The organism is Pseudomonas sp. MWU12-2037, from assembly GCF_023242345.1.
Lineage (GTDB): Bacteria > Pseudomonadota > Gammaproteobacteria > Pseudomonadales > Pseudomonadaceae > Aquipseudomonas > Aquipseudomonas gingeri_D.
In genome coordinates this window covers 16,292-36,554 of sequence record NZ_JALLIZ010000017.1, presented here as the reverse complement: position 1 = coordinate 36,554, position 20,263 = coordinate 16,292, and the positions used below count along the sequence as shown (strand labels likewise).

General features: G+C 59.5%; 22 protein-coding genes. 18 read left to right on the top strand and 4 right to left on the bottom strand.

Features of this window, described 5'->3' with window-relative positions:
* The first annotated feature begins 70 nt into the window (after positions 1-70).
* The 9 genes from nthA to M5B42_RS24760 all read left to right on the top strand — a co-directional run bounded on the left by nthA (position 71) and on the right by M5B42_RS24760 (position 8,212).
* On the top strand, positions 71-673 hold the full coding sequence (nthA, locus tag M5B42_RS24800; RefSeq protein WP_248747292.1) for a nitrile hydratase subunit alpha: 603 nt from the start codon (positions 71-73) through the stop codon (positions 671-673).
* Between the two features lie 41 nt (positions 674-714).
* The gene (gene nthB / locus M5B42_RS24795; protein WP_103497505.1) at positions 715-1,377 is read left to right on the top strand and encodes a nitrile hydratase subunit beta; all 663 of its coding nucleotides are present in this window, start codon (positions 715-717) and stop codon (positions 1,375-1,377) included.
* Positions 1,374-2,630: a GTP-binding protein gene (locus M5B42_RS24790; protein ID WP_248747291.1), complete on the top strand. Its 1,257-nt coding sequence runs from the start codon at positions 1,374-1,376 to the stop codon at positions 2,628-2,630. The genes nthB and M5B42_RS24790 overlap by 4 nt, the downstream gene beginning before the upstream one ends.
* A 416-nt stretch (positions 2,631-3,046) precedes the next feature.
* Positions 3,047-3,652 (top strand): DJ-1/PfpI family protein, encoded by a 606-nt coding sequence (locus M5B42_RS24785; protein ID WP_248747290.1) that lies wholly within the window; start codon positions 3,047-3,049, stop codon positions 3,650-3,652.
* Between the two features lie 144 nt (positions 3,653-3,796).
* Positions 3,797-4,666 (top strand): AraC family transcriptional regulator, encoded by an 870-nt coding sequence (locus M5B42_RS24780; protein ID WP_248747289.1) that lies wholly within the window; start codon positions 3,797-3,799, stop codon positions 4,664-4,666.
* Between the two features lie 314 nt (positions 4,667-4,980).
* Positions 4,981-5,949, top strand: coding sequence for an SDR family oxidoreductase (locus M5B42_RS24775; RefSeq protein ID WP_103497509.1), 969 nt, complete (start codon positions 4,981-4,983; stop codon positions 5,947-5,949).
* Between the two features lie 84 nt (positions 5,950-6,033).
* The gene (locus M5B42_RS24770) at positions 6,034-6,975 is read left to right on the top strand and encodes an SDR family oxidoreductase (protein ID WP_152742322.1); all 942 of its coding nucleotides are present in this window, start codon (positions 6,034-6,036) and stop codon (positions 6,973-6,975) included.
* A gap of 128 nt (positions 6,976-7,103) precedes the next feature.
* A complete protein-coding gene (locus M5B42_RS24765) occupies positions 7,104-7,724 on the top strand; it encodes an NAD(P)-binding domain-containing protein (RefSeq protein WP_103497511.1) in 621 nt (206 codons plus the stop codon).
* Between the two features lie 89 nt (positions 7,725-7,813).
* A complete protein-coding gene (locus tag M5B42_RS24760; RefSeq protein WP_248747288.1) occupies positions 7,814-8,212 on the top strand; it encodes a nuclear transport factor 2 family protein in 399 nt (132 codons plus the stop codon).
* A gap of 52 nt (positions 8,213-8,264) precedes the next feature.
* Here M5B42_RS24760 and M5B42_RS24755 read toward each other — a convergent pair whose 3' ends face one another.
* The gene (locus M5B42_RS24755; RefSeq protein WP_103497513.1) at positions 8,265-8,621 is read right to left on the bottom strand and encodes a VOC family protein; all 357 of its coding nucleotides are present in this window, start codon (positions 8,619-8,621) and stop codon (positions 8,265-8,267) included.
* A 390-nt stretch (positions 8,622-9,011) separates the two neighbouring features.
* Here M5B42_RS24755 and M5B42_RS24750 point away from each other — a divergent pair, with 390 nt between their 5' ends.
* Positions 9,012-9,479, top strand: coding sequence for a GNAT family N-acetyltransferase (locus M5B42_RS24750; RefSeq protein WP_103497514.1), 468 nt, complete (start codon positions 9,012-9,014; stop codon positions 9,477-9,479).
* Between the two features lie 405 nt (positions 9,480-9,884).
* Here the strand turns inward: M5B42_RS24750 and M5B42_RS24745 are convergent, their stop codons facing one another.
* On the bottom strand, positions 9,885-11,315 hold the full coding sequence (locus M5B42_RS24745) for a diguanylate cyclase (protein ID WP_349292788.1): 1,431 nt from the start codon (positions 11,313-11,315) through the stop codon (positions 9,885-9,887).
* 340 nt (positions 11,316-11,655) lie between these two features.
* Here M5B42_RS24745 and M5B42_RS24740 point away from each other — a divergent pair, with 340 nt between their 5' ends.
* Positions 11,656-11,952: a hypothetical protein gene (locus M5B42_RS24740; protein ID WP_248747286.1), complete on the top strand. Its 297-nt coding sequence runs from the start codon at positions 11,656-11,658 to the stop codon at positions 11,950-11,952.
* A gap of 137 nt (positions 11,953-12,089) precedes the next feature.
* Here M5B42_RS24740 and M5B42_RS24735 read toward each other — a convergent pair whose 3' ends face one another.
* The gene (locus M5B42_RS24735) at positions 12,090-12,458 is read right to left on the bottom strand and encodes a hypothetical protein (protein WP_248747285.1); all 369 of its coding nucleotides are present in this window, start codon (positions 12,456-12,458) and stop codon (positions 12,090-12,092) included.
* 115 nt (positions 12,459-12,573) lie between these two features.
* Positions 12,574-12,768: a hypothetical protein gene (locus M5B42_RS24730; protein WP_248747284.1), complete on the bottom strand. Its 195-nt coding sequence runs from the start codon at positions 12,766-12,768 to the stop codon at positions 12,574-12,576.
* A 99-nt stretch (positions 12,769-12,867) separates the two neighbouring features.
* On the opposite strand from M5B42_RS24730, the gene M5B42_RS24725 reads away from it, so the two are divergent.
* The 7 genes from M5B42_RS24725 to astA all read left to right on the top strand — a co-directional run bounded on the left by M5B42_RS24725 (position 12,868) and on the right by astA (position 20,161).
* The gene (locus M5B42_RS24725; RefSeq protein ID WP_103497518.1) at positions 12,868-13,722 is read left to right on the top strand and encodes a MurR/RpiR family transcriptional regulator; all 855 of its coding nucleotides are present in this window, start codon (positions 12,868-12,870) and stop codon (positions 13,720-13,722) included.
* 2 nt (positions 13,723-13,724) lie between these two features.
* On the top strand, positions 13,725-14,369 hold the full coding sequence (locus tag M5B42_RS24720; RefSeq protein WP_103497519.1) for an isochorismatase family cysteine hydrolase: 645 nt from the start codon (positions 13,725-13,727) through the stop codon (positions 14,367-14,369).
* Entirely contained in the window at positions 14,366-15,718 is a 1,353-nt protein-coding gene (locus M5B42_RS24715) for a glutamine synthetase family protein (protein ID WP_248747283.1), read from the top strand. Before M5B42_RS24720 ends, M5B42_RS24715 begins: the two co-directional genes overlap by 4 nt.
* Entirely contained in the window at positions 15,702-16,454 is a 753-nt protein-coding gene (locus tag M5B42_RS24710; RefSeq protein ID WP_152742317.1) for an N-formylglutamate amidohydrolase, read from the top strand. The genes M5B42_RS24715 and M5B42_RS24710 overlap by 17 nt, the downstream gene beginning before the upstream one ends.
* Positions 16,455-16,597: 143 nt before the next feature.
* Positions 16,598-17,947, top strand: coding sequence for an APC family permease (locus tag M5B42_RS24705; RefSeq protein WP_152742316.1), 1,350 nt, complete (start codon positions 16,598-16,600; stop codon positions 17,945-17,947).
* 131 nt (positions 17,948-18,078) lie between these two features.
* Positions 18,079-19,095, top strand: a complete 1,017-nt coding sequence (locus M5B42_RS24700; RefSeq protein ID WP_152742315.1) for an arginine N-succinyltransferase — start codon at positions 18,079-18,081, stop codon at positions 19,093-19,095.
* Positions 19,096-19,126: 31 nt separating this feature from the next.
* Positions 19,127-20,161 carry an arginine N-succinyltransferase gene (gene astA / locus M5B42_RS24695; protein WP_152742314.1) on the top strand — a complete coding sequence of 345 codons (1,035 nt, stop codon included), beginning with the start codon at positions 19,127-19,129 and terminating at the stop codon, positions 20,159-20,161.
* Positions 20,162-20,263 lie beyond the last annotated feature (102 nt).

Sequence of the window (20,263 nt, the reverse complement as noted above, 5' to 3'; positions counted from 1 at the left end):
CTGAAGAAAATAAGAAAGACCGGCACGTTTCAATCACTCCACAACCGCGTTGACTGATAGGAGATACCCAATGAGTCCATCTACTTCCACAACTGCGACCACTTCAACGCCCGGTGAGCGGGCATGGGCATTGTTTCAAGTCCTCAAGAGCAAGGCACTCATCCCAGAGGGCTACGTCGAGCAACTCACGCAATTGATGGAGCACGGCTGGAGCCCGGAGAACGGCGCTCGTGTGGTCGCCAAGGCCTGGGTCGATCCGCAGTTCCGGGCGCTGTTGCTCAAGGACGGCACGGCCGCCTGTGCCCAGTTCGGCTATACCGGCCCCCAGGGCGAGTACATCGTCGCCCTGGAAGATACGCCGGGGGTCAAGAACGTCATTGTCTGCAGCCTGTGCTCCTGCACCAACTGGCCTGTCCTCGGCCTGCCACCTGAGTGGTACAAGGGCTTTGAATTTCGTGCGCGGCTGGTCCGGGAGGGGCGCACGGTCCTGCGCGAGCTGGGGACGGAGTTGCCGAGCGACGTGGTGGTCAAGGTCTGGGACACCAGCGCCGAAAGCCGCTACCTGGTGTTGCCGGTAAGGCCTGAAGGCTCCGAGCACATGAGTGAAGAGCAGCTGCAGAAGCTGGTGACGAAAGACGTGCTGATTGGTGTCGCCCTGCCCCGCGTTGACTGAGAAAAACAACGCATCATCGTTCAACTCCCGGAGTTTTTATTATGGATGGCTTTCACGATCTCGGCGGTTTCCAAGGCTTTGGAAAAGTCCCTCACTCCATCAATAGCCTGAGCTACAAACAGGTGTTCAAACAGGACTGGGAACACCTGGCCTACAGCTTGATGTTTATCGGTGCCGATCACTTGAAGAAGTTCAGCGTGGACGAAGTGCGTCACGCCGTCGAACGCCTGGATGTTCGCCAGCATGTCGGCACCCAGTACTACGAACGCTACGTCATCGCCACCGCCACCCTGCTGGTTGAAACGGGCGTCATCACTCAAGCGGAGCTCGATCAGGCCTTGGGTTCGCACTTCAAGCTGGCGAACCCCGCGCATGCTGAAGGTCGTCCGGCGATCACCGGCCGAGCGCCCTTTGAGGTGGGCGACCGGGTTGTCGTGCGAGACGAGTATGTGGCCGGGCATATCCGCATGCCGGCCTACGTGCGCGGCAAGGAAGGCGTGGTCCTGCACCGCACCTCCGAAAAGTGGCCGTTCCCGGACGCGATTGGCCATGGCGATACGAGTGCGGCGCATCAGCCGACCTACCACGTCGAGTTCCGCGTGAAAGATCTGTGGGGCGATGCGGCCGATGAGGGGTTTGTGGTGGTCGACCTGTTCGAAAGCTACCTGGATAAGGCCGCCAGCAAACAAGCGGTGAACGCATGATAGACGGCGCCCAGGCGGGCCGACTGCCGGTGACCGTGCTTTCTGGCTTCCTCGGCGCCGGCAAAACCACCCTGCTCAACCATATCCTGCGCAATCGCGAAGGCCTGAGAGTGGCAGTCATCGTCAATGACATGAGCGACGTCAACATCGATGCCGAAGCGGTGAGGCGCGACGTGTCACTGCACCGCGGTCGCGATGAGTTGATCGAGATGAGCAATGGCTGTATCTGCTGCACGCTGCGCGCCGATTTGCTCGAGCAGATCAGTACCCTGGCACGTCAGCAGCGTTTCGATTACCTGCTTATTGAATCCACGGGGATCTCTGAGCCGATGCCGGTTGCGGAGACGTTTGCGTTCCTTGACGCAGAGGGCTTCAGCCTCAGCGAGCTGGCACGGCTCGATACCTTGGTGACGGTGGTCGATGGCAGCCGTTTTCAGGCGTTGCTCGAGTCGCCGGACATCGTGGCCCGCGACGACGCACATGAGGACACGCCCAAGCGCCATCTGGCAGATCTGCTGATCGAGCAAGTGGAGTACGCCAACATCATTCTCGTCAACAAACTGGACCTGATCGATGAGCCTGGTTACCAGGCCGTGCATGCGATTCTTACCGGCCTTAACCCGACCGCGCGGATCATGCCGATGGCCCACGGTAACCTTGAGTTATCAGGCATCCTCGGTACCCACCTGTTTGATTTACCCAGCCTCGCGGCGTCACCGGGCTGGATGAAGAAAATGGAGGCCGACGACACACCGGCCTCCGAGTCGGACACCTATGGCGTGACGTCCTGGGTGTACCGCGAGCGCGCCCCGTTTCACCCACAGCGCTTGCTCGATTTTCTCGAGCGGCCCTGGCGCAACGGGCACCTGCTGCGCAGCAAAGGTTACTTCTGGCTCGCCAGTCGGCACCTGGAAACCGGCCTGCTGGTGCAAAGCGGCAGGCAGTTCCAGTGGGACTATGTCGGGCGCTGGTGGAATTTCATCGAGCAGTCGCAATGGCCGCGGGATGAATATCGGTTGCAGAGCATCATGGCCAAGTGGGACAGCATTGTCGGCGATTGCCGACAGGAGTTGGTCTTTATCGGCCAGGATCTGGATACCGAGGTGTTGCAGCGTGAGCTCGACAACTGCCTGTTGAGTACTCAGGAAATCGCCGCCGGCCCGTCGGCCTGGCAAGCCCTGCCGGGGGCGACAGCCTTTGACTCATGTGCCTTGTCGGCTCCGATGCAACCCTTACAGGCTGATCCCATTTGACCGAGGGAGAGGTGTTCCATGCTTTTTTCAGCCGAACCACCCGCTGGGTATTGGCGCCGCTCGCCGACAGACTGGAACAGCCTGACCAGGCGAGCATGCATATGCCGATGTCATGTCATTCTCGACGACCGCCTGCTGGACGTAGTCAGCGAGGGCGGTGCTGGCCGGCCTCGGTATCGGCGATCTGCCCTCGTTCATCGCCAAGCCCTTGCTCGACAGCGGCCAGTTGTTGCAACTGCTCCCCCGAGCCGTCGTAAAGCGCTTCTCAAAACCCAGCGCGGTATGAAGTTGACACCATCCCTACGCACGCCCCAAGCGCTACTGACAAAAACTGACGATCGTGTTTGTTACCCTTTGGCCCCCGAGGAAAAGGCCCCCTCAGATATTTATCAATGCCGTCAGAGAAGGACACTCTAATGACACGTGCCATTACTATTCTCACCGAGAATTTCTCGGATTGGGAAACAGCCCTGATCAACTCCACCGGTCGTGGCTACTACGGCTTCGATACACGCTTCGCGACTTCAGGGGGCACCCAAGTCACCTCCTCTGGTGGGATGATCGTCACCCCACACCTGGCGATCGAAGCCATACAGCTCGATGAGCTCGACCTGCTGATCATCTGTGGGGGTACCGTTTGGCAGACCGATCAGGCCCCGAATATCACGGACCTGGTTATCGCGGCCCATGAAAGAAACATCATCCTCGCCGGCATTTGCGACGGTACCCGTGTGTTAGCACAATCGGGCGTGCTCGATAACCTGCGCCACACCTCCAACTCGGCAGAGAACCTGTCGAAACTGAATTACGGTGGAGCGGCTTACTATCAGGATGTCCCCTATGCGATCGCCGATAAGCGCGTAATTACGGCGCCGGGTACCGCTCCGGTCAGTTTCATGGCTGGAATCTTATACACCTTGGGGATCGGTGACGAAAACCTCAAAGCCTACCTGGCAATGCACGCTGCCGAGCACCGCCGGCCCGCCTGGGTATTGGGTTCTTCAGTAGTAGGTGTCAGCTGATAACAGTGGCTCAAACGATAGAGGAACGCCTTGGAAGAGATCGCATTGGCCCATCCAAAATGGGTCTTGAGCAAGCGCGGCTAGGCACGTCCGCGCCGCTATAGTCGATTCTATTGCCGACCGTACTTCCAGGAGCTTTTCCCAGTGCCCGACATGCCGACCCATTTCGCTTACACAAAGCGCTTCAACGCCGTACTCGCCTACATTGATGCCAATCTCGAAGGTGACCTGTCGGTGAAGACGTTGAGCCATGTGGCGAACTTTTCGGCGTTTCACTTCCATCGACAATTCACCGCGTTCGTTGGCGTGCCCGTCTCACGTTATGTGCAACTGATGCGACTACGACGTGCGGCACATCGCCTGGCCGCCCTCGCTGATCACTCGGTACTGGACGCCGCACTCGGTGCCGGCTTTGAAAGTCCCGAGGCATTTTGCCGGGCGTTCAGACGGGCATTCGGTACGACGCCGAGTGCGTTCAGGAAGGAACCGAACTGGCAGGTCTGGAATGCGGTGTTCGCCATCCCTCACTTTTCCAGGATTATTGTCATGCAAATACGAATCGTAGATTTCCCTGAGGTCAAGGTAGCCGCGCTCGAGCACTGCGGACCACCCGGGCTCGTCAATGAGAGCGTGCGCAGGTTCATCGAGTGGCGTAGGCAGAGCGGACAGTCGCCGGTGGCATCGAGTCGCAACTTTGGCATTCCCTATAACAACCCCGATACGACTCCACCAGAAGCATTCCGCTTCGCAATCTGCGGCGAGATTCACGAGGCCGTGGCACCGAATGAGTTCGGCGTGCACGAGATCGTCATTCCTGGCGGTCGCTGCGTCGTGGTGCGACACGTGGGGTCACCGGATCACATCGGCGAAACGATCTATCCGATTTACCGCGATTGGCTTCCTGCCAGTGGAGAGGAACTGCGTGACCAGCCGCTGTTCTTCAATTACCTGAGCATCTATCCCGAGACACCGCAGGATCAATGGCAAACAGATGTGTATGTTCCGCTGCAATAGCGGAGCAGGCAGAGCCTTCGACCCTGAACGGACATTGACGATGTGACCGTTCAGGGTCGACTTTTTCAACAGAATCGACCCGTTGCTGCCGGTCGCGAGGTTTCTGACCTCGTTTTTTCTTGCCCTCTGGTTCACTCCTTAATCTCGAGAAATCGAGGTTTTTTTCATGACCGGACCTTAACATCGCTTGCATGGAGCAAGTAAATTCCTACAATTCACTTGCTTTTTGCAAGCGAGACGACCAGCATGGCTTCTAAGTTGAACGCAGTCGCACCAGCGCGTTTCGTATCACACTGCTCAGAAGGGCCAATAACATGCTCGTTTTCGTCACTGGCGGCACCGGCCACGTCGGTTCGTACGTCATCCCTGACCTCATCGCAGCCGGCCATGAGGTCGTCGCTCTGGCGAGGTCAGACGCGTCCGCGGCAGCGGCGGCAGCGCTCGGCGCCAAGGTGCGTCGTGGAGATCTTGCCGACCTCAAAGGGCTCAAGGCGGCGGCGGTTGAGTCCGACGGCGTCATTCACCTCGGATACAGGGCCGAACTGCTTTCGTCCGGCGGGATCGCCGCCTTGGCCGAATCGGAACTCGCGACCGTCCTCGCGTTCGGCGAGGCGCTGGCGGGCACGAATAAGCCACTGGTCGTTGCAGGCAGTATCGGCACGCCCATGAATGTGGGCAGGGCGGCGCCTATCGGCGCACCGGTCAGTCTGGGCCGCCCGGCGACCGAAGAGGATCCCGCTCTACCCAGCGGCCCGAACGACTCAGGCACTCTGTTGACACGCAATATCGTGGAAACCGCCGTCGTGGGCCTCGCCGAGCGAGGTGTCAGATCGTCGGTCGTGCGGATTCCCACGCTCTTACACAGTGCGACCGGTCGCCTGCAGCTGATCACGCTCGCGAAAACAAAGGGTTTCGCCGGCTATCCGGGAGACGGCAAGAACCGCTGGCCCGCCGTGCACGTCCGCGATCTAGCCTCTCTGTTCCGCCTGGCGCTCGAGAAAGGGGCCGCAGGCAAAACCTGGCACGCGATCGGCGACGAGGGAATCCCGTTCCGCGAGATCGCCGAGGCTATAGCCGCTCGCCTGGGAATACCCGCCGTGAGCATCCCCGCGGACGAGCTGATGCTGCCGGGCTACTTTGGGTTCCTGGCGGCAGTGGCCACGCTGGACCTCCCCGCGTCGAACGCCATCACCCGCCAGGCTCTTGGCTGGGACCCCGTTCAGCCCGGTCTGATCGAGGACCTGGACAACGGCCATTACTTTCCACCGACTGACTTGAGCTGACGGCGGGGCGCTGGATCGCCAATGCGCCCGGCACAGTCCCCTGACACCTTTTCTCGCACCCCATCACCCACGAGGAGCACGCATATGCGCGTTTTTGTCACTGGCGGCACCGGGCATTCCGGTCCGTACATCATCTCCGATCTTATCGCCGCCGGCCACGAGGTCACGGCCCTGGCTCGGTCCGACAAGGCCGCCGCGCAGGCGGCTGCGCTCGGCGCCAAGGTACATCGCGGCCATCTCGAGGATCTCGACGGGCTCAAGGAGGCGGCCGCAGCCTCGGACGGAGTCATCCACCTCGCGCACCGGCAGGACCTGATTCCAACCGGCGGAATCAACGCCGTTGCGGCCGCGGAGCTTGAGATCATGCTCGCCTATGGCCAAGCACTGGCCGGAAGCGGAAAGCCGTTGGTCGTGTCTGGAAGCGTCGGCTCGCCCGGCTGGGAGGGCCTGGGCCGGGCGGCCACCGAGGAGGATCCGCCCCTTCCCGGCGGCGATCCGTACAAGAATACCCTGCGGGTTCGGAACATCGTGGAAACCACGGTGATCGGTCTCGCCGAAAAGGGCATACGGTCTTCAATCGTGCGGATCCCTGAGATCATGCACAGCTCCACCGATAACGCCGGCTTCCTTCCGCTGTTGATCGGGCTGGCCAAGGAAAAGGGTGTCGTCGGCTACCCCGGAGACGGTGCCAACCGTTGGGGGGCCGTGCACGCCCGTGACCTCGCCAGCGTGTTTCGCCTGGCGCTGGAGAAAGGCGCCGCGGGCAGAAGCTGGCATGCAATCGCCGAAGTGGCCATCCCATACCGCCAGATCGCCGAAGCCATTGCCAGCCGATTGAATCTGCCCGCCGTGCCTATTCCCGCGGACGTGCTGATGCTGCCTGGCTACTTCGGGTTCCTGGCGAATCTGGTCACGCTGGACACCCCGACATCGAACGCCATCACGCGCCAGGTTCTGGGTTGGGAACCGACCCAGCCCGGACTCTTCGCCGATCTTGATAACGGTCATTACTTCCCGGCCGTCTGATGAGGTGACGGCACACCGCCGGGCCGCACTGCGCCGGGCCGCACTGCGCCCGGCGGGTGGCCAAGCCGCGACGGCGTAACCCGTCCAGAAAAGACGAAAAATACCTGATTTCAGAACGGAGACTGCACATGAGCACTATCAGCATCATCGGTTCGGGAGGCATGGCCACGGCGGTCGCCGGCCGTATTGCCAAGGCCGGACACACCGTCGAGGTATTCAGCCGCGATCCCGCCAAGGCGCAGGCGCTTGCCGACAAGCTCGCCTCCGGAGCGATCACAGGGACTTACGGCGCCACTCCGGCGGGCGACATCGTCATTCTCGCCGTGCCGTACCCCAGCGCGGTGGCGGTACTGGCCGACTTTGGGAAATCGCTCGACGGTAAGGTGATCATCGATATCACCAACCCGGTCGCTCCCGATCTCTCGGGCCTCGTTACCCCCCACGGCAGTTCCGGTGCGCAGGAGATCGCCAAGGGCGCCCCCGCCAGCGCGCATGTCGTCAAGGCGTTCAATACCCTCTTCGGCCACGTACTTGCCAAGGGTGAACGCCTCGACGCGTTCATCGCGGCGGACGATGCGCACGCCAAGGCGCGGGTCTCGACGTTTCTCGAGAGTCTCGGGCTGCGTCCGTTGGATGTTGGCGGCCTGCAGATGGCCCAGACGCTCGAGGCGCTCGGCCTGATGATGATCGGCCTGGCCAAAAACGGCGCCGGCAGCTGGGACATCGCCATGAAAGTCGATATCGGCTGAATCACCGACACCCCGTCCTCACCAGCAGGTCCACAACGTGTCCGATGTGATCGGACACGATCCCTGGTAAAGGAAATGGAGAGATTTCGATGAGCACACAAGGGAATGTCCAGACTGTAAAGAGTTTTTTTGCAGCCATGGGCCGCGGCGATAGGCCCGGTCTTCTGGCGTTGTCTGCCGAAGATATCGAGTGGATCATTCCGGGCCAGGACTGGCCGCTGGCCGGCACGCACCGCGGGCACCAGGGATTGGCGGATTTACTTCAGAAGGCTTGCGAAATGGAGACTTCATTCCCGGAGCCCCCCGAATTTGTAGCGCAGGGGGACCGGGTTCTGATGGTCGGGTTCGCCATGGGGAAAGTTAAGGCCACGAACAGGACGTTCGAGGACCATTTTGTCTTCGCCATGACTGTTCGCAATGGCAAAGTGACAAACATCCGCGAATATATCGACACGCAAGCACTGGCACGCTCCTCCGAGATGGCGTGAGCTGTTGGCGCTGATTGAAAACGGACCCAGCCCATTCAAGAGAGGCCGGGACCTACGGCTGAGCGGTCCAAACCGCCAGCTCATAGCCATCTGGATCAATGAAGTGGAACCTGCTTCCACCAGGGAACGAAAAGGTTTCGCGGGAAATAACAGCCCCCAAGGCTTTGAGCCGCTGCTGCGCCCCATCGAGATCATCCGAGTACAAAATGATCAAAGGGCCGCCGGGCCGAACGGGCTCTCCCGTAGTGAAGCCCCCCGTAAGGCGACCATCACTGAATTCTGTATAGGCAGGGCCGTAATCGACGAATGTCCAGCCGAACGCCTCGCCGTAGAAGGCTTTGCTACGGGCGATGTCGCCGACATTGAACTCAATGTTGTCGATCTGTCGGTCTTTACCACGAATGCTCATGGGTGCCTCCTTGGCTGATGTCGAAAGACGATAATAACGCATCGACCGTTGATGTGGCGTTGGAGGACAAGTCCGTTCGAGTCGCTCTCTACCGACCATGGCCACGAAGCAATGCTGGTCCGATCGAATGCAAACAGGTGGTCATGACCGCTATTGCGCTCAGGGCTGAACCTTGACTCCGCCCCAAGATTGACAAATCCGATCATCCAGAAGACCATCTGACTATGATCCATACACCCGGCATGAACATGATGTGCACCTTGATGACCGCTTCTGGCGGGCAATGAGGTTATGCGCGCTTAAAACATGACGTAATTACCCCAAGGCCCCGCCAGAAAATGGACGGGGCTTTTTAGTTTTCCGTCCGCCTCTGGCTAACGGAGAATAAACATGTTCACGATTAGACGAGCAACGCAAAGCGACTCCCAAACAGCATTCGACATTCGCCTTCTAGCGATACGGCACCAATGCGTCGGCGCCTATACCACAGAGCAGATACTGGCCTGGACAGCAGGATCGCCTGAGAATGGGTATAGCGAACTGATGGAAAAGCACTTCTATCTGGGATGTATTCGGGGTACCCCCGTGGCGACAGGCATGCTTGATCTGGAGAAAAGTGAAATCGGCGCGATCTTTGTACTCCCAAGCTTTATGCAGCAGGGCATCGGCATGAAGGTCCTGGACCACCTTGAACACCTGGCTCGCGACTTGGGGCTGGAGAAAGTCAACCTGGACGCGACTTTGAACGCTGCAGAGTTTTACCGGCGATGCGGTTTCGTTGGTGATGCCCCTGCGATTTACCATTCGCCCTCCGGGCTTCAACTGGCTTGTGTTCCTATGGTTAAAGAGCTGGTGTAAGTTTTAGAGTCGATTCGCCGCGCTTGGCATATCGTCCCGCCAACAACGATCCTGCACATAAGGGGTGTCCCAGTCTGCCCCAAACGGCCGACGCTGTAGTGATCAACGAATCTCGGACATGACGTTAAGTATTTTCTCGAGCCTCCACCGATTTCAGCCCATCACAAGTGTCGCCGTCGACTCAGGTCTTGAAGATTCCGAGCCGTTATCCATTCCAGAGAGATATTGTAGAACGAGCAATGGGCAATCTTCAGTTTGCAGATCGGAGTCAGCCGGCGCTGGAAGCCCCCAAAAAGCGATACCTGGGTCGGTAGCCTCAAGCCTGACGATCTCGTCGAACACAGCCTGTTCGCCCTCCCCGTGAAATGTACCGATAACCGGCACCGTTTCGATGGTGCAGTAGTATCAGGGCTGAGGCTGCAGGATGGTTTTGATGGTAGTGACGACACAGTTACGACCTTGGTGTTTCGCGTCGTATAGGCGTTGATCGGCTACATGCAGAATGTCTTCGATGGAGTCCCCGTCTCGTCCGTATTGCGATACGCCGATGCTCACTGTGACCGTGGTCAGCCGTTGCTGGCTGATATTGAAAGAAGTCGTTGCAATGGTGTTCCGCAGACGCTCAGCGATTACGTGTGCGCCTTCGAGTGGAGTCTGGGGCAGCAATATCATGAACTCTTCCCCACCCACTCGGGCTACGCCGTCGTACGGCCGGATCGATTCGAGACACTCCTGCACGAACCTCTTGAGGATGTCATCGCCAACCTGATGCCCAAAGCGGTCATTGATGGACTTGAAGTTGTCCAGGTCGAGCGCCAACACCGAGAACGGAACGTCGCCGCGCTTAGCCCGGTCAATTTCGGCATCGACCCGCTCCATGAAACGACGCCGATTGTCAGCACCCGTCAGTGGATCGGTCGCGGCAAGGTGGCCGAGTTCCCGATTGGTGCGCTGGAGCTCCTGCAGGGCATTTTCAGCGTAGGCCATTGACTCGGCAAGACGCACCATCAACTCCCCTTGACTGTAAATCTTCGAGAACGACCGAGTGGAGAGGAACGCTTGCGCGACCCCATAGCTCAACAGGAAGAATCCAGCAGCGAAGATCGCATGGGCGAGCCACCACATATGGTTCCAGGGACGCCCTAGGATGAACGCAAGAGATGACAACGCGAACGCGGTAACCGAGATGGCAAAAATCACCATCAGCGGCGAACGGAAACGACGCAACAGCAGCACTGCCACATTCACGGCGGAAAAAAACAGGGCCCCACCTTCCAGCGCGAGGCGTACTGCGGGATGGCCCGCAACCTGCGAATTCGCAACGAGTGCCACCGCCAGGTCAACCAGCAGGAACAGCCCTATCCAGGTCAACCACGGGCGGAGCTTTGTGCGTTGGGCAGCGGCGTCAGGTGGTTGATGGTACGACAGCATGCCGATCAACAGCAGAATTGCCATGACCAGTCGAGAGGCCGGTCCGTAAAGCAGGAAGAGCCAGAGATGGGAGTGAGCGAGCCCGGTGAACGCCCCATGCAAGGCATAGATCATCACAAACCCGAGAAAGCCCAATGTCATCCAGCGCAGCAGCGGATCTCCCGATGACTGATAGCAGCACCAGGTTACGTAAGTAACAAACAGCCCTTCCAGGGTGGCGGCCGTGATAGCAATGATATGGAACGTGTGGTTCTCGAATATAAGGGTCGGATCCTGGAAGACGTACAAGTAGCCAATCAGATAAGCCGGAACAAACGCAAACCCTGCGAGCAGCAAGCAGACATAAAGCTTAATTACAATATGGATAGCGTCAGGCGGCTCGCCGGTAGCGGCCGAACTATTCACACCCCCTTCATGCAAATCCATTTTATCCGCACCGCCACAGTGCCAACTCCAAAATCACCGACATATCAACACCCCCTACATCATGATGAAAGCGTCTTGCGAGTTGATATTTTGAATCTCAATTGTAGACCACCCATCAGATTCCGCTGCTAACGTCGATGACTATCCTCAAGCCGCCACTGCACATCAGTGACGGGGTTTGGTAGCCCTCGGTGTAACCAGGTGCAAGGTGCCACCTTGGGCAAGGCATTTTTTCGCCTCAGCTTTATGATGGACGTGCAGGGTTGTCGTGTGGGACGGCCTATACTGCGTTGATCCTCAATCGGGATGGAGTAGTTCGATGAGCAACGATAACCATTACAGCGCTGGCCAGAGCCTGATCGACAAAATCAAAGAGGGTGAACCCTTGATGACACAGGCGCTGGATGTGCTGCGGCAGTACCACGAAGCTCAGGGAACGCAATCAGCAGACGAAGTTGGGCGGCTGCGTCTCGAGGCAGAAGCACTGTTCACAGCTGTCAGCGAGTACCAGCGCCAAGCTCTCAGTGGACTCCTACCCTCACTGCATAGAGCGAAGCCTGAATTCGAACCGCGAAAAAAATCAGCCCAAAATCAACATCGGGATAACATCCTGTAGGAGCCGGCCTTGGCCGTAATGGCGCCCTAACTGACACATTGCGGCGCCCGCATTGCGATGCAAGGTCGATGCTTTCCAGGTTCTCGGTTGCCCACCGCAAAACGAGTGGGCGTAGGACCAAGACTCCACTGATTGGCTCAGGCTTCGCTCAGTGATGCCCTTCGTGCCTGACTTCGATCCCCGACCAGACACAAGAATAGCGACAGAACAATCGCACTGATGCTCACATTCATCCACTGCGTGATCTGCTCATCGAGCAACAACACCGACCAGGCGACGTACAGGTTGTAAAGCGCATAGCTCACTGGAACCCCAATGGCTGCGCCCAACCAACACCGTGACGAGCCCTCCGGAAGCGCCGCACTGGGTAGCAGCAGCATCATCGCCGCGCCAATGCCCAGGGCTGCGCACAACAGATGCCAGACAGTCACGGTTGCCGAACGCAGCATAAACCCCAGCATGATGCAAAAAACCGGGGTACTGGTGACGATCAGGGTAATCAGCATGATTGCACCGGGGTACTGCTGGGGGGGCCCTGAACCCGATTTTTCTACCCGGCTGGGTTGTGTGACCTTGTACCGAGCCGCCAAGGCCTGGACGCTGCTGATGCAGAGAATCACCTCAAATCTGTTGCTTGTCGCGGTTCAAATCTACAACGCTGGCGTTGTAGATTTGAACCGCGCCCTCGCTCAGGCTATGGGCCTCGACGAAGCGATAAGTCGGATCGGTGATATAGCGCTCGCAGATAAGCAAAACCCACGCAGGCCTTACCCAACAAGACCTCCACCCCATTTCGGTGCTTTTCAGGTCAGGCATATGAAAAAACCCGCTAGACATGTAGCATAAATTACATAAGTATTTATTTAGCCAATTATGAAATAAAAGCAACACCCCCCCCCTCTAGCAGGAGCTCGGATGCCCTCACTTAGAGACCGGATCACCGATCCCGGCCTGGACCTCACGCCGTCGGAACGCAAAGTCATACGTGCATTGCTGGACCACTACCCGCGTAGCGGGCTGGGCCCGATGTCGCGTCTGTCCGAGCACGCCGGCGTCAGCGATCCGACTATTGTGCGCCTGGTGAAAAAACTCGGCTTCGGTGGCTATGCCGACTTTCAGGACGCGCTTCTCAGCGACATGGATCACCGCCTGCGCTCGCCCAGCACGTTGTTGCGACCGCGCTCACACCTCAAGCAAGACGACGTCTGGAGTCATTACCTGGCGGACAGTCACAGTACCCTGCTCGAAACCCAGGCCCTGACTCAACCCGAAGATGTGCGCATTCTGGTGGAGTGGCTGCTCGATACACGGCATCAAGTGCATTGCTTCGGCGGACGCTTCAGCAGCTTCCTCGCCCACTACCTGCTCAATCATTTGCGCTTGTTGCGTGCGGGCTGCTTTGCCTTGGAAGACAACGCGCAACTGCCTGATCGCCTGTTCGATGTGCAACGTCAGGACGTGGTGCTGCTGTTCGATTATCGACGTTATCAATCCCAGGCTCTGCGTGTCGCCAGCGCGGCCAAGAACCGGCATGCACGCGTCGTGCTGTTTACCGACATCTACGCCTCGCCGCTGCGCGAGATGGCCAACCTGGTGATCACCGCGCCCGTGGAGTCGGTATCGGCCTTCGACACCTTGGTGCCGGCACTGGCCCAGGTCGAAGCCTTGATTGCCTGCCTGACGCTGCGTTGCCCCGATCTTGCCGAGCGACTGGAAGGCATCGACGCACTACGAAACGATTTCACCACTCACCTGCTGGAGGAAAAATAAGGATGTTTATGCTCCCCCATCACTCGCCCCGTGACCTGCCGTTTACTACCAACCGAACCGCGCTACTGCTGGTGGACATGCAACGCGCCTGGCTTGAGCCGCAGTTCGACCCGCATCTGCAAGGGCCGGACGCCAGGTACTTCCTCGACCGCACCCGTCAACAGGTGATTCCCAACCAACTCAGGTTGCTGGCCGCCGTGCGCACGGCTCGGCAGAACGTTCTACACACGATCATCGAAAGCCTCACCGCCGACGGGCGCGACCGCTCGCTGGACCACAAACTGTCGCAGATGCACCTGCCAAAAGGCAGCCCGCAAGCCGCCATCATTGAAGCGCTGACACCGGTCGAAAATGAAATCGTCTTGCCCAAGACCTCCTCCGGGGTGTTCAACTCGACCAACATCGACTACGTGCTGCGTAACCTGCAAACCCGCCATCTGATCATTGCCGGCATCGTCACCGACCAGTGTGTCGACATGGCCGTGCGCGATGCGGCTGACCGCGGCTATCTGGTGACGTTGGTCGAAGACGCCTGTGCAACCTATACCGAGCAACGCCATCTGGCATGCCTGAGCGCGATCAAGGGCTATTGCTGGATCACCGATACGCAAACCGTACTCGATCGTTTGCAGGCGTTGCAGGCATGAGCCGCGCCAACAGCGGTGAGCCTCTGACGCCCGTGGCAATGACCACCATCATCACCACGGACCTGATCGGCGTGACCCGTGGCCGGTCGTTTCCGAGCGATGAACTGGAGCACTACAAGACCGCTGGTTGCGGTTGGGTCCCGGCCAACAGCGCGCTGACCCCGCAAGACATCATCGCCGCCAGCAATCCGTGGGGGGCCTACGGTGACTTGCGGCTGATCCCCGACCTGAGCAGTCGCGTGACGGTCAGCAACGGTCCCGATGCCAGTGCGCCGGCCCTGGATTTCATCCATGGCGACATCTGCGAAACCGATGGCCGTCCATGGGCTACCTGCCCGCGCACGCTGCTGCGCAACGAAGTACAGCGCTACCACGATGAACTTGGGCTGCAGATCACTGCGGCCTTCGAGCACGAATTCAACCTCACCACCGACAGCGTCCAGGCTGAACATCTGGCGTTTTCGCTAGAGGCTCAGCGTCAAGGCGCAACGTTCGGTGGCTGGCTACTCAGCGCCTTGCGCGCAGGTGGGGTCGAGCCGGAAATGTTCCTGCCCGAATATGGCAAACACCAATACGAAATCACCTGCCGACCGACCCTGGGCGTCGCAGCGGCCGACCGTGCGGTCAACGTGCGCGAGATTACCCGCGAGATCGCCCGGCAGATGGGACTGAACCTGAGCTTTGCGCCCAAGACCTCGGAGCACGCGGTGTGCAATGGCGTGCACCTGCACCTGAGCCTGCACGACCTGTCCGGCCATCCGGTGCTGTATGACGCCGGGACCGCCAACGGCCTGTCGCCCCTTGGCCAGCACTGGTCCGCGGGCGTGTTGCACTACTTGCCGGCCCTCTGCGCGTTGACCGCGCCGACACCGATTTCCTATGAGCGCCTGCAACCGCATCACTGGAGCGCGTCATATGCATGCCTGGGTCAACGCAACCGTGAAGCCTCTCTGCGGATCTGCCCGACCGTGAGCCTGGGCGGAAAATCCGAGGCCGCGCAATACAACCTCGAATTCCGCGCCATGGACGCCACGTCCTCCCCCCACCTGGCGATGGCCGCCGTGCTGATTGCCGGCCGACTGGGCATCGAGCAACGCCTGGCGCTGCACGCGATCACCGATGAAGTCCCGGACTCGCTGAATGAAGAACAACGCCAGCACCGTGGCATCGTTGCCCTGCCGGCGTCACTCGCGCAGGCCCTGAGCCACTTGCGGGGCAGCGAGGCCTTGCTTGAAGCCTTGCCAGGCGCGCTGCTCGACACCTACTTCGCCGTTAAAACCGAGGAACTTGCCTTGACCCAGCACCTGTCGCCCGCCCAACTGTGTGAGCACTATGCACGCCTCTACTGAGTCCGCCGAGTTTGGACTCTACACCGAGCCGGCTTACAGCCTGAGCCGGGAAGCATCCGAGCACCCGCTGATTCTGGTGTGTGAACATGCCAGCCGCTACATCCCGAGCGCCTTGAACGATCTGGGATTGAGCGGCGATGCCACACACGAGCACATTGCCTGGGACATCGGTGCGCTGGCGCTCGCCGAGAGCCTGTCCAAAGCTCTCGGCGCGACCCTGCTGGCGGCCAACTACTCGCGCCTGCTGATCGACCTCAACCGTCCGTTGCAGGCGCCGGACAGCATCCCGACCAAGAGCGAAATTTATCCGGTGCCGGGCAATCAGAATCTCGACGATGCGACCCGCGACTACCGACGCCGGTGCCTGTTCACACCATTTCACACACGCCTTGGCGAACTGATCGATACCCGCGTGGCCGAGGGCCGCACGGTACGGGTGGTGGGCATTCACAGCTTCACGCCAATCTACTTCGGCCAGCCCCGAGCGCTGGAAGCCGGCGTGCTGTATGGGCGGGCCGAGGATTATGCAAGCCGGCTGGTCGACGGGTTGGCCAGGCATCCACTGCGGGTCGCCGGTAATCAGCCCTACAAAATCAACCCTGCGGCCGACATGACGGTGCCGGTTCACGGCGACGCCCGTGGCATCGACTCGGTGCTGATCGAGGTGCGCAACGACCTGTTGCGCAATCGGCTGGCGGTCCAGACCTGGAGCGATTACCTGGCGCCGTTGCTGTAAAGCCGAGGCCTCAAGCGAACAGTTTCAAGCTGAAAAAAAACGGAGGGTTGTACCGGTAAAACAACGATAACCAACGCTGTAGCGTGTTTTTACCTGCCTGGTTCAAACACATTGCCATAGTGGCTTACAAGGAGAACTGCTTCATGGAAATAGAAGAATTCGGCTACAAGCAAGAGTTGAAACGCAGCCTGTCGCTGACCGACCTGGTGATTTACGGGATGATTTTCATGATCCCCATCGCCCCGTTCGGCGTCTATGGCTACGTCAACCAGGAGGCCCCCGGCATGGTGCCGCTGGCCTACATCATCGGCATGGTGGCGATGCTGTTCACCGCCTTGAGTTACGGCAGCATGGCGCGGGCCTTCCCGATCGCCGGCTCGGTCTACTCCTATGCTCAACGCGGGCTGAACCCGCATGTCGGCTTTATCGCCGGCTGGCTGATGCTGCTCGACTACCTGCTGATCCCGCCGCTGCTCTACGTGTATGCGGCGATGGCGTTGAATCACCTGTACCCGGACATTCCCAAGGTCGGTTTCATCCTCGCCTTCCTGGTCAGCGCGACCTTCGTCAACCTGCGGGGCATCACTTTTACCGCACGGATGAACATGCTCTTTCTGCTGGCGCAATTGGTGGTGCTGGGAATTTTCCTGTTCTACGCCTGGACCGCCTTGCACGGTGGCGCCGGTAACGGCCAGTTGACCCTGGCACCGTTGTACAACCCTGAGCACTTCAACTTCGCGTTGCTCATGCAGGCAGTGTCGATCGCGGTGTTGTCGTTCCTCGGCTTCGATGCGATTTCGACCCTGGCCGAAGAGATCAAAGGCGATCCGGGCCGCAGCGTCGGCAAAGCCGCGTTGATCACGTTGGTGGTCATGGGGGGGATTTTCGTCGTACAGACCTGGATCGCCACAGACCTGGCCGCCGGCATGGGCTTCAAGTCCGCCGATACCGCGTTCTATGAAATCGCCGAAATCGCCGCCGGCAGCTGGCTGGCGACTGTCACCGGCGTGGCCACGGCACTGGCCTGGGGCGTGGCGGTGGCGATCACCTCGCAAGCCGCGGTATCGCGCTTGCTGTTCGGTATGGCACGAGACGGCAAACTGCCCAAGGTGCTGGCCAAGGTACATCCCCAGCACAATACCCCGCACATCAGCATTTACCTGGTGGCGGTGCTGTCGCTGCTGATCTGCTACCTGTTCATCAACTCGGTGGACACCCTCACTTCACTGGTCAACTTCGGGGCCCTGAGCGGCTTCATGCTGCTGCACCTGACAGTGATCAACTACTACTGGCGCCGGCAGAAATCCGGCCAGGTGATCCGCCATCTGATCTGCCCGGTGATCGGCTTCATCATCGTCAGCGCCATCCTCTACAACATGGGTGTCGATGCGCAAAAGCTCGGCGGCATCTGGATTGCGGCGGGCCTGGTCTACCTGTTTTTCCTCAACAGAATCGGCGCCAGCAGCGTATTGCCAGACCCGTCCAACAGTTGAAAAAAACAGTGTTCAAAACGTCGAGCGGTCGCTGACGGTGATTAGCCGACCGCCGTTGTATGCGTGGATGCCGACAGTGATAGTCAAGCCTGATGCCCCGGTATCAGGCTCTTTGATACAGGAGTACCTCCATGCTGGCCTTACGTCCAGTTCAGTTATCCGACCTGCCTCAGTTGCAGCAACTTGCACGCGACAGCCTGGAGAGTGCCACCTCGTTTCCGGACGACAGCGAGCGCCTGCGCCAGAAGATTCTCGCTTCCTGCGCATCGTTTGCCAGTGACGTGAAGAGCCATGGCCCGGAGAACTATTTCTTCGTGCTGGAGGACCTGGCCAGTCAACGGCTGCTGGGCTGTTCGGAAGTCCTCGCGACCGCCGGTTTCAGCGAGCCCTTCTACAGCCTGCGCAACCGCCCTTTCACCAGCGAGTCGCGCGAGCTGAACATTCATCACGGGGTGCCGGCGCTGTCGTTATGCCAGGACCTCCGCGCACATACCTTGCTGCGAGGTTTTCATCTCAACACCGAGCTTGAGCGCACACCCTCTTCGCAAATGCTTTCCCGGGCCCGCCTGATGTTCATCGCCGCCCACCCTCAGCGCTTTTCCGACGCAGTGATTGCCGAAATCGTCGGCTACAGCAACGACGCAGGTGAATCGCCATTCTGGGATGCACTGGGCAAGCACTTTTTTGACCTGCCTTATGTCGAGGCTGAACGCCTCTGCGGCTTGAAAAACCGAAGTTTTCTCGCCGAGTTGATGCCGCACTACCCGATCTACGTACCGATGCTGCCGCAAAGCGCTCAGGCGTGTATTGGCCGGATTCATCCGGACGGCCAGGAAGCCTTCGATATCCTTGAACGCGAAGGCTTCGAGAGCAACAGCTACATCGACCTCGTCGACGGTGGACCAACGCTGTTTGCGCGCACCGCGAGTATTCGTTCGATCACCCAGACCCGCACGGCCGTTGCGCACTTGAGCCCACACAGCAGTGGCAAGACGCCGTACCTGCTGAGCAATGACGCACTGGAAAACTACCGGGCAATTATCGCCGAGCTGGACTGGAGCCTTGAGGAGCCTGTCTTGCTCAACTCCACCCAGCTCGACGCCTTGCAACTGGACAACGGCAGCCCCGTTAGGCTGATTGCGCTATGAAGCAGATCTTCCGCCCCCAAGGAGCTCCATCATGATCGTGCGCCCGGTTCAAATGACCGACCTGCCCGCGTTACTGGCGCTGGCACGCCTCGCCGGCCCGGAGTTCACTACGCTGCCGGCCAACGAGGAGCGTCTGACCCTGCGCATACGCTGGGCGCAGCGGACCTTTGTCGGGCAGGTAGAACGGGCGGACGCCGACTACCTGTTCGTGCTCGAAGACGACGATCAGCAAGTGATCGGCGTCAGCGCCCTGGCAGGTGCCGTCGGGCTGCGTGAGCCCTGGTACAACTACCGTGTCGGGTTGACGGTCAACACCTCGGCAGACCTGGGAATCCGTCGACAAATCCCGACCTTGTTCCTCAACAACGAAATGACCGGCCAATCGGAAATCTGCTCGTTGTTCCTGCGCCCGGATCAGCGTCAAGGCCATAACGGCCGACTGTTATCAGTTGCGCGATTGCTGTTTGTCGCCGAGTTCCCACACTTGTTCGGCGAAAAACTGATCGCCGAACTGCGCGGCAGCGCCGACGAGCACGGATGCTCGCCGTTTTGGGACAGCCTCGGTCGACATTTTTTCAAAATGGACTTCAGTCACGCCGATCACCTTTCCGGGCTTGGCAACAAGTCGTCCATCGCCGAGCTGATGCCACGTCAGCCGCTGTACACCTGCCTGCTCACCGAGCAAGCTCAGGCGGTGATCGGCAAGGCCCATCAATACGCCGAACCGGCGCGCAGAATCCTCTGCAACGAAGGCTTTTCCCATCAGGGTTACATCGACATCTTCGACGGCGGTCCGGTCATAGAAGCCCAGATCTCGAAAATCCGTGCCGTGCGCGACAGCCAGTCGCTGGACCTGATGGTCGGCACACCTGACGACAATGCGCCACTCTGGCTGATCCATAACCAGCGCCTGGAAAACTGCCGCATCACCGCCGCCCGCGCCCGAATGGTCGGCAACTGCCTGCTGGTCGATCGCCTGACCGCCAAACGCCTGCGATTGCAACCGGGCAGCTCAGTACGCGCCGTGCCGTTGCTCAAGCAACAACGGCAGGCGGTTGCCGCCTGATGTGCCAAACACCTGTTATTGATGCGTCTGCACGGAGCGTGTCGCAAACCCTCTCGCGACAAAAACCATCAAGGGCCAAAAACAAATGCTCCGACTTGTCGG

Coding starts and splice junctions, on each gene's coding strand:
- M5B42_RS24770 (WP_152742322.1), top strand. CDS start 6,034: ATGCGCGTTTTTGTCACTGGCGGCACCGGGCATTCCGGTCCGTACATC.
- nthA (WP_248747292.1), top strand. CDS start 71: ATGAGTCCATCTACTTCCACAACTGCGACCACTTCAACGCCCGGTGAG.
- M5B42_RS24765 (WP_103497511.1), top strand. CDS start 7,104: ATGAGCACTATCAGCATCATCGGTTCGGGAGGCATGGCCACGGCGGTC.
- nthB (WP_103497505.1), top strand. CDS start 715: ATGGATGGCTTTCACGATCTCGGCGGTTTCCAAGGCTTTGGAAAAGTC.
- M5B42_RS24790 (WP_248747291.1), top strand. CDS start 1,374: ATGATAGACGGCGCCCAGGCGGGCCGACTGCCGGTGACCGTGCTTTCT.
- M5B42_RS24735 (WP_248747285.1), bottom strand. CDS start 12,458: ATGCTGATTACCCTGATCGTCACCAGTACCCCGGTTTTTTGCATCATG.
- M5B42_RS24700 (WP_152742315.1), top strand. CDS start 18,079: ATGCTGGCCTTACGTCCAGTTCAGTTATCCGACCTGCCTCAGTTGCAG.
- M5B42_RS24720 (WP_103497519.1), top strand. CDS start 13,725: ATGTTTATGCTCCCCCATCACTCGCCCCGTGACCTGCCGTTTACTACC.
- M5B42_RS24710 (WP_152742317.1), top strand. CDS start 15,702: ATGCACGCCTCTACTGAGTCCGCCGAGTTTGGACTCTACACCGAGCCG.
- M5B42_RS24740 (WP_248747286.1), top strand. CDS start 11,656: ATGAGCAACGATAACCATTACAGCGCTGGCCAGAGCCTGATCGACAAA.
- M5B42_RS24725 (WP_103497518.1), top strand. CDS start 12,868: ATGCCCTCACTTAGAGACCGGATCACCGATCCCGGCCTGGACCTCACG.
- M5B42_RS24760 (WP_248747288.1), top strand. CDS start 7,814: ATGAGCACACAAGGGAATGTCCAGACTGTAAAGAGTTTTTTTGCAGCC.
- astA (WP_152742314.1), top strand. CDS start 19,127: ATGATCGTGCGCCCGGTTCAAATGACCGACCTGCCCGCGTTACTGGCG.
- M5B42_RS24775 (WP_103497509.1), top strand. CDS start 4,981: ATGCTCGTTTTCGTCACTGGCGGCACCGGCCACGTCGGTTCGTACGTC.
- M5B42_RS24755 (WP_103497513.1), bottom strand. CDS start 8,621: ATGAGCATTCGTGGTAAAGACCGACAGATCGACAACATTGAGTTCAAT.
- M5B42_RS24750 (WP_103497514.1), top strand. CDS start 9,012: ATGTTCACGATTAGACGAGCAACGCAAAGCGACTCCCAAACAGCATTC.
- M5B42_RS24705 (WP_152742316.1), top strand. CDS start 16,598: ATGGAAATAGAAGAATTCGGCTACAAGCAAGAGTTGAAACGCAGCCTG.
- M5B42_RS24715 (WP_248747283.1), top strand. CDS start 14,366: ATGAGCCGCGCCAACAGCGGTGAGCCTCTGACGCCCGTGGCAATGACC.
- M5B42_RS24785 (WP_248747290.1), top strand. CDS start 3,047: ATGACACGTGCCATTACTATTCTCACCGAGAATTTCTCGGATTGGGAA.
- M5B42_RS24730 (WP_248747284.1), bottom strand. CDS start 12,768: ATGCCTGACCTGAAAAGCACCGAAATGGGGTGGAGGTCTTGTTGGGTA.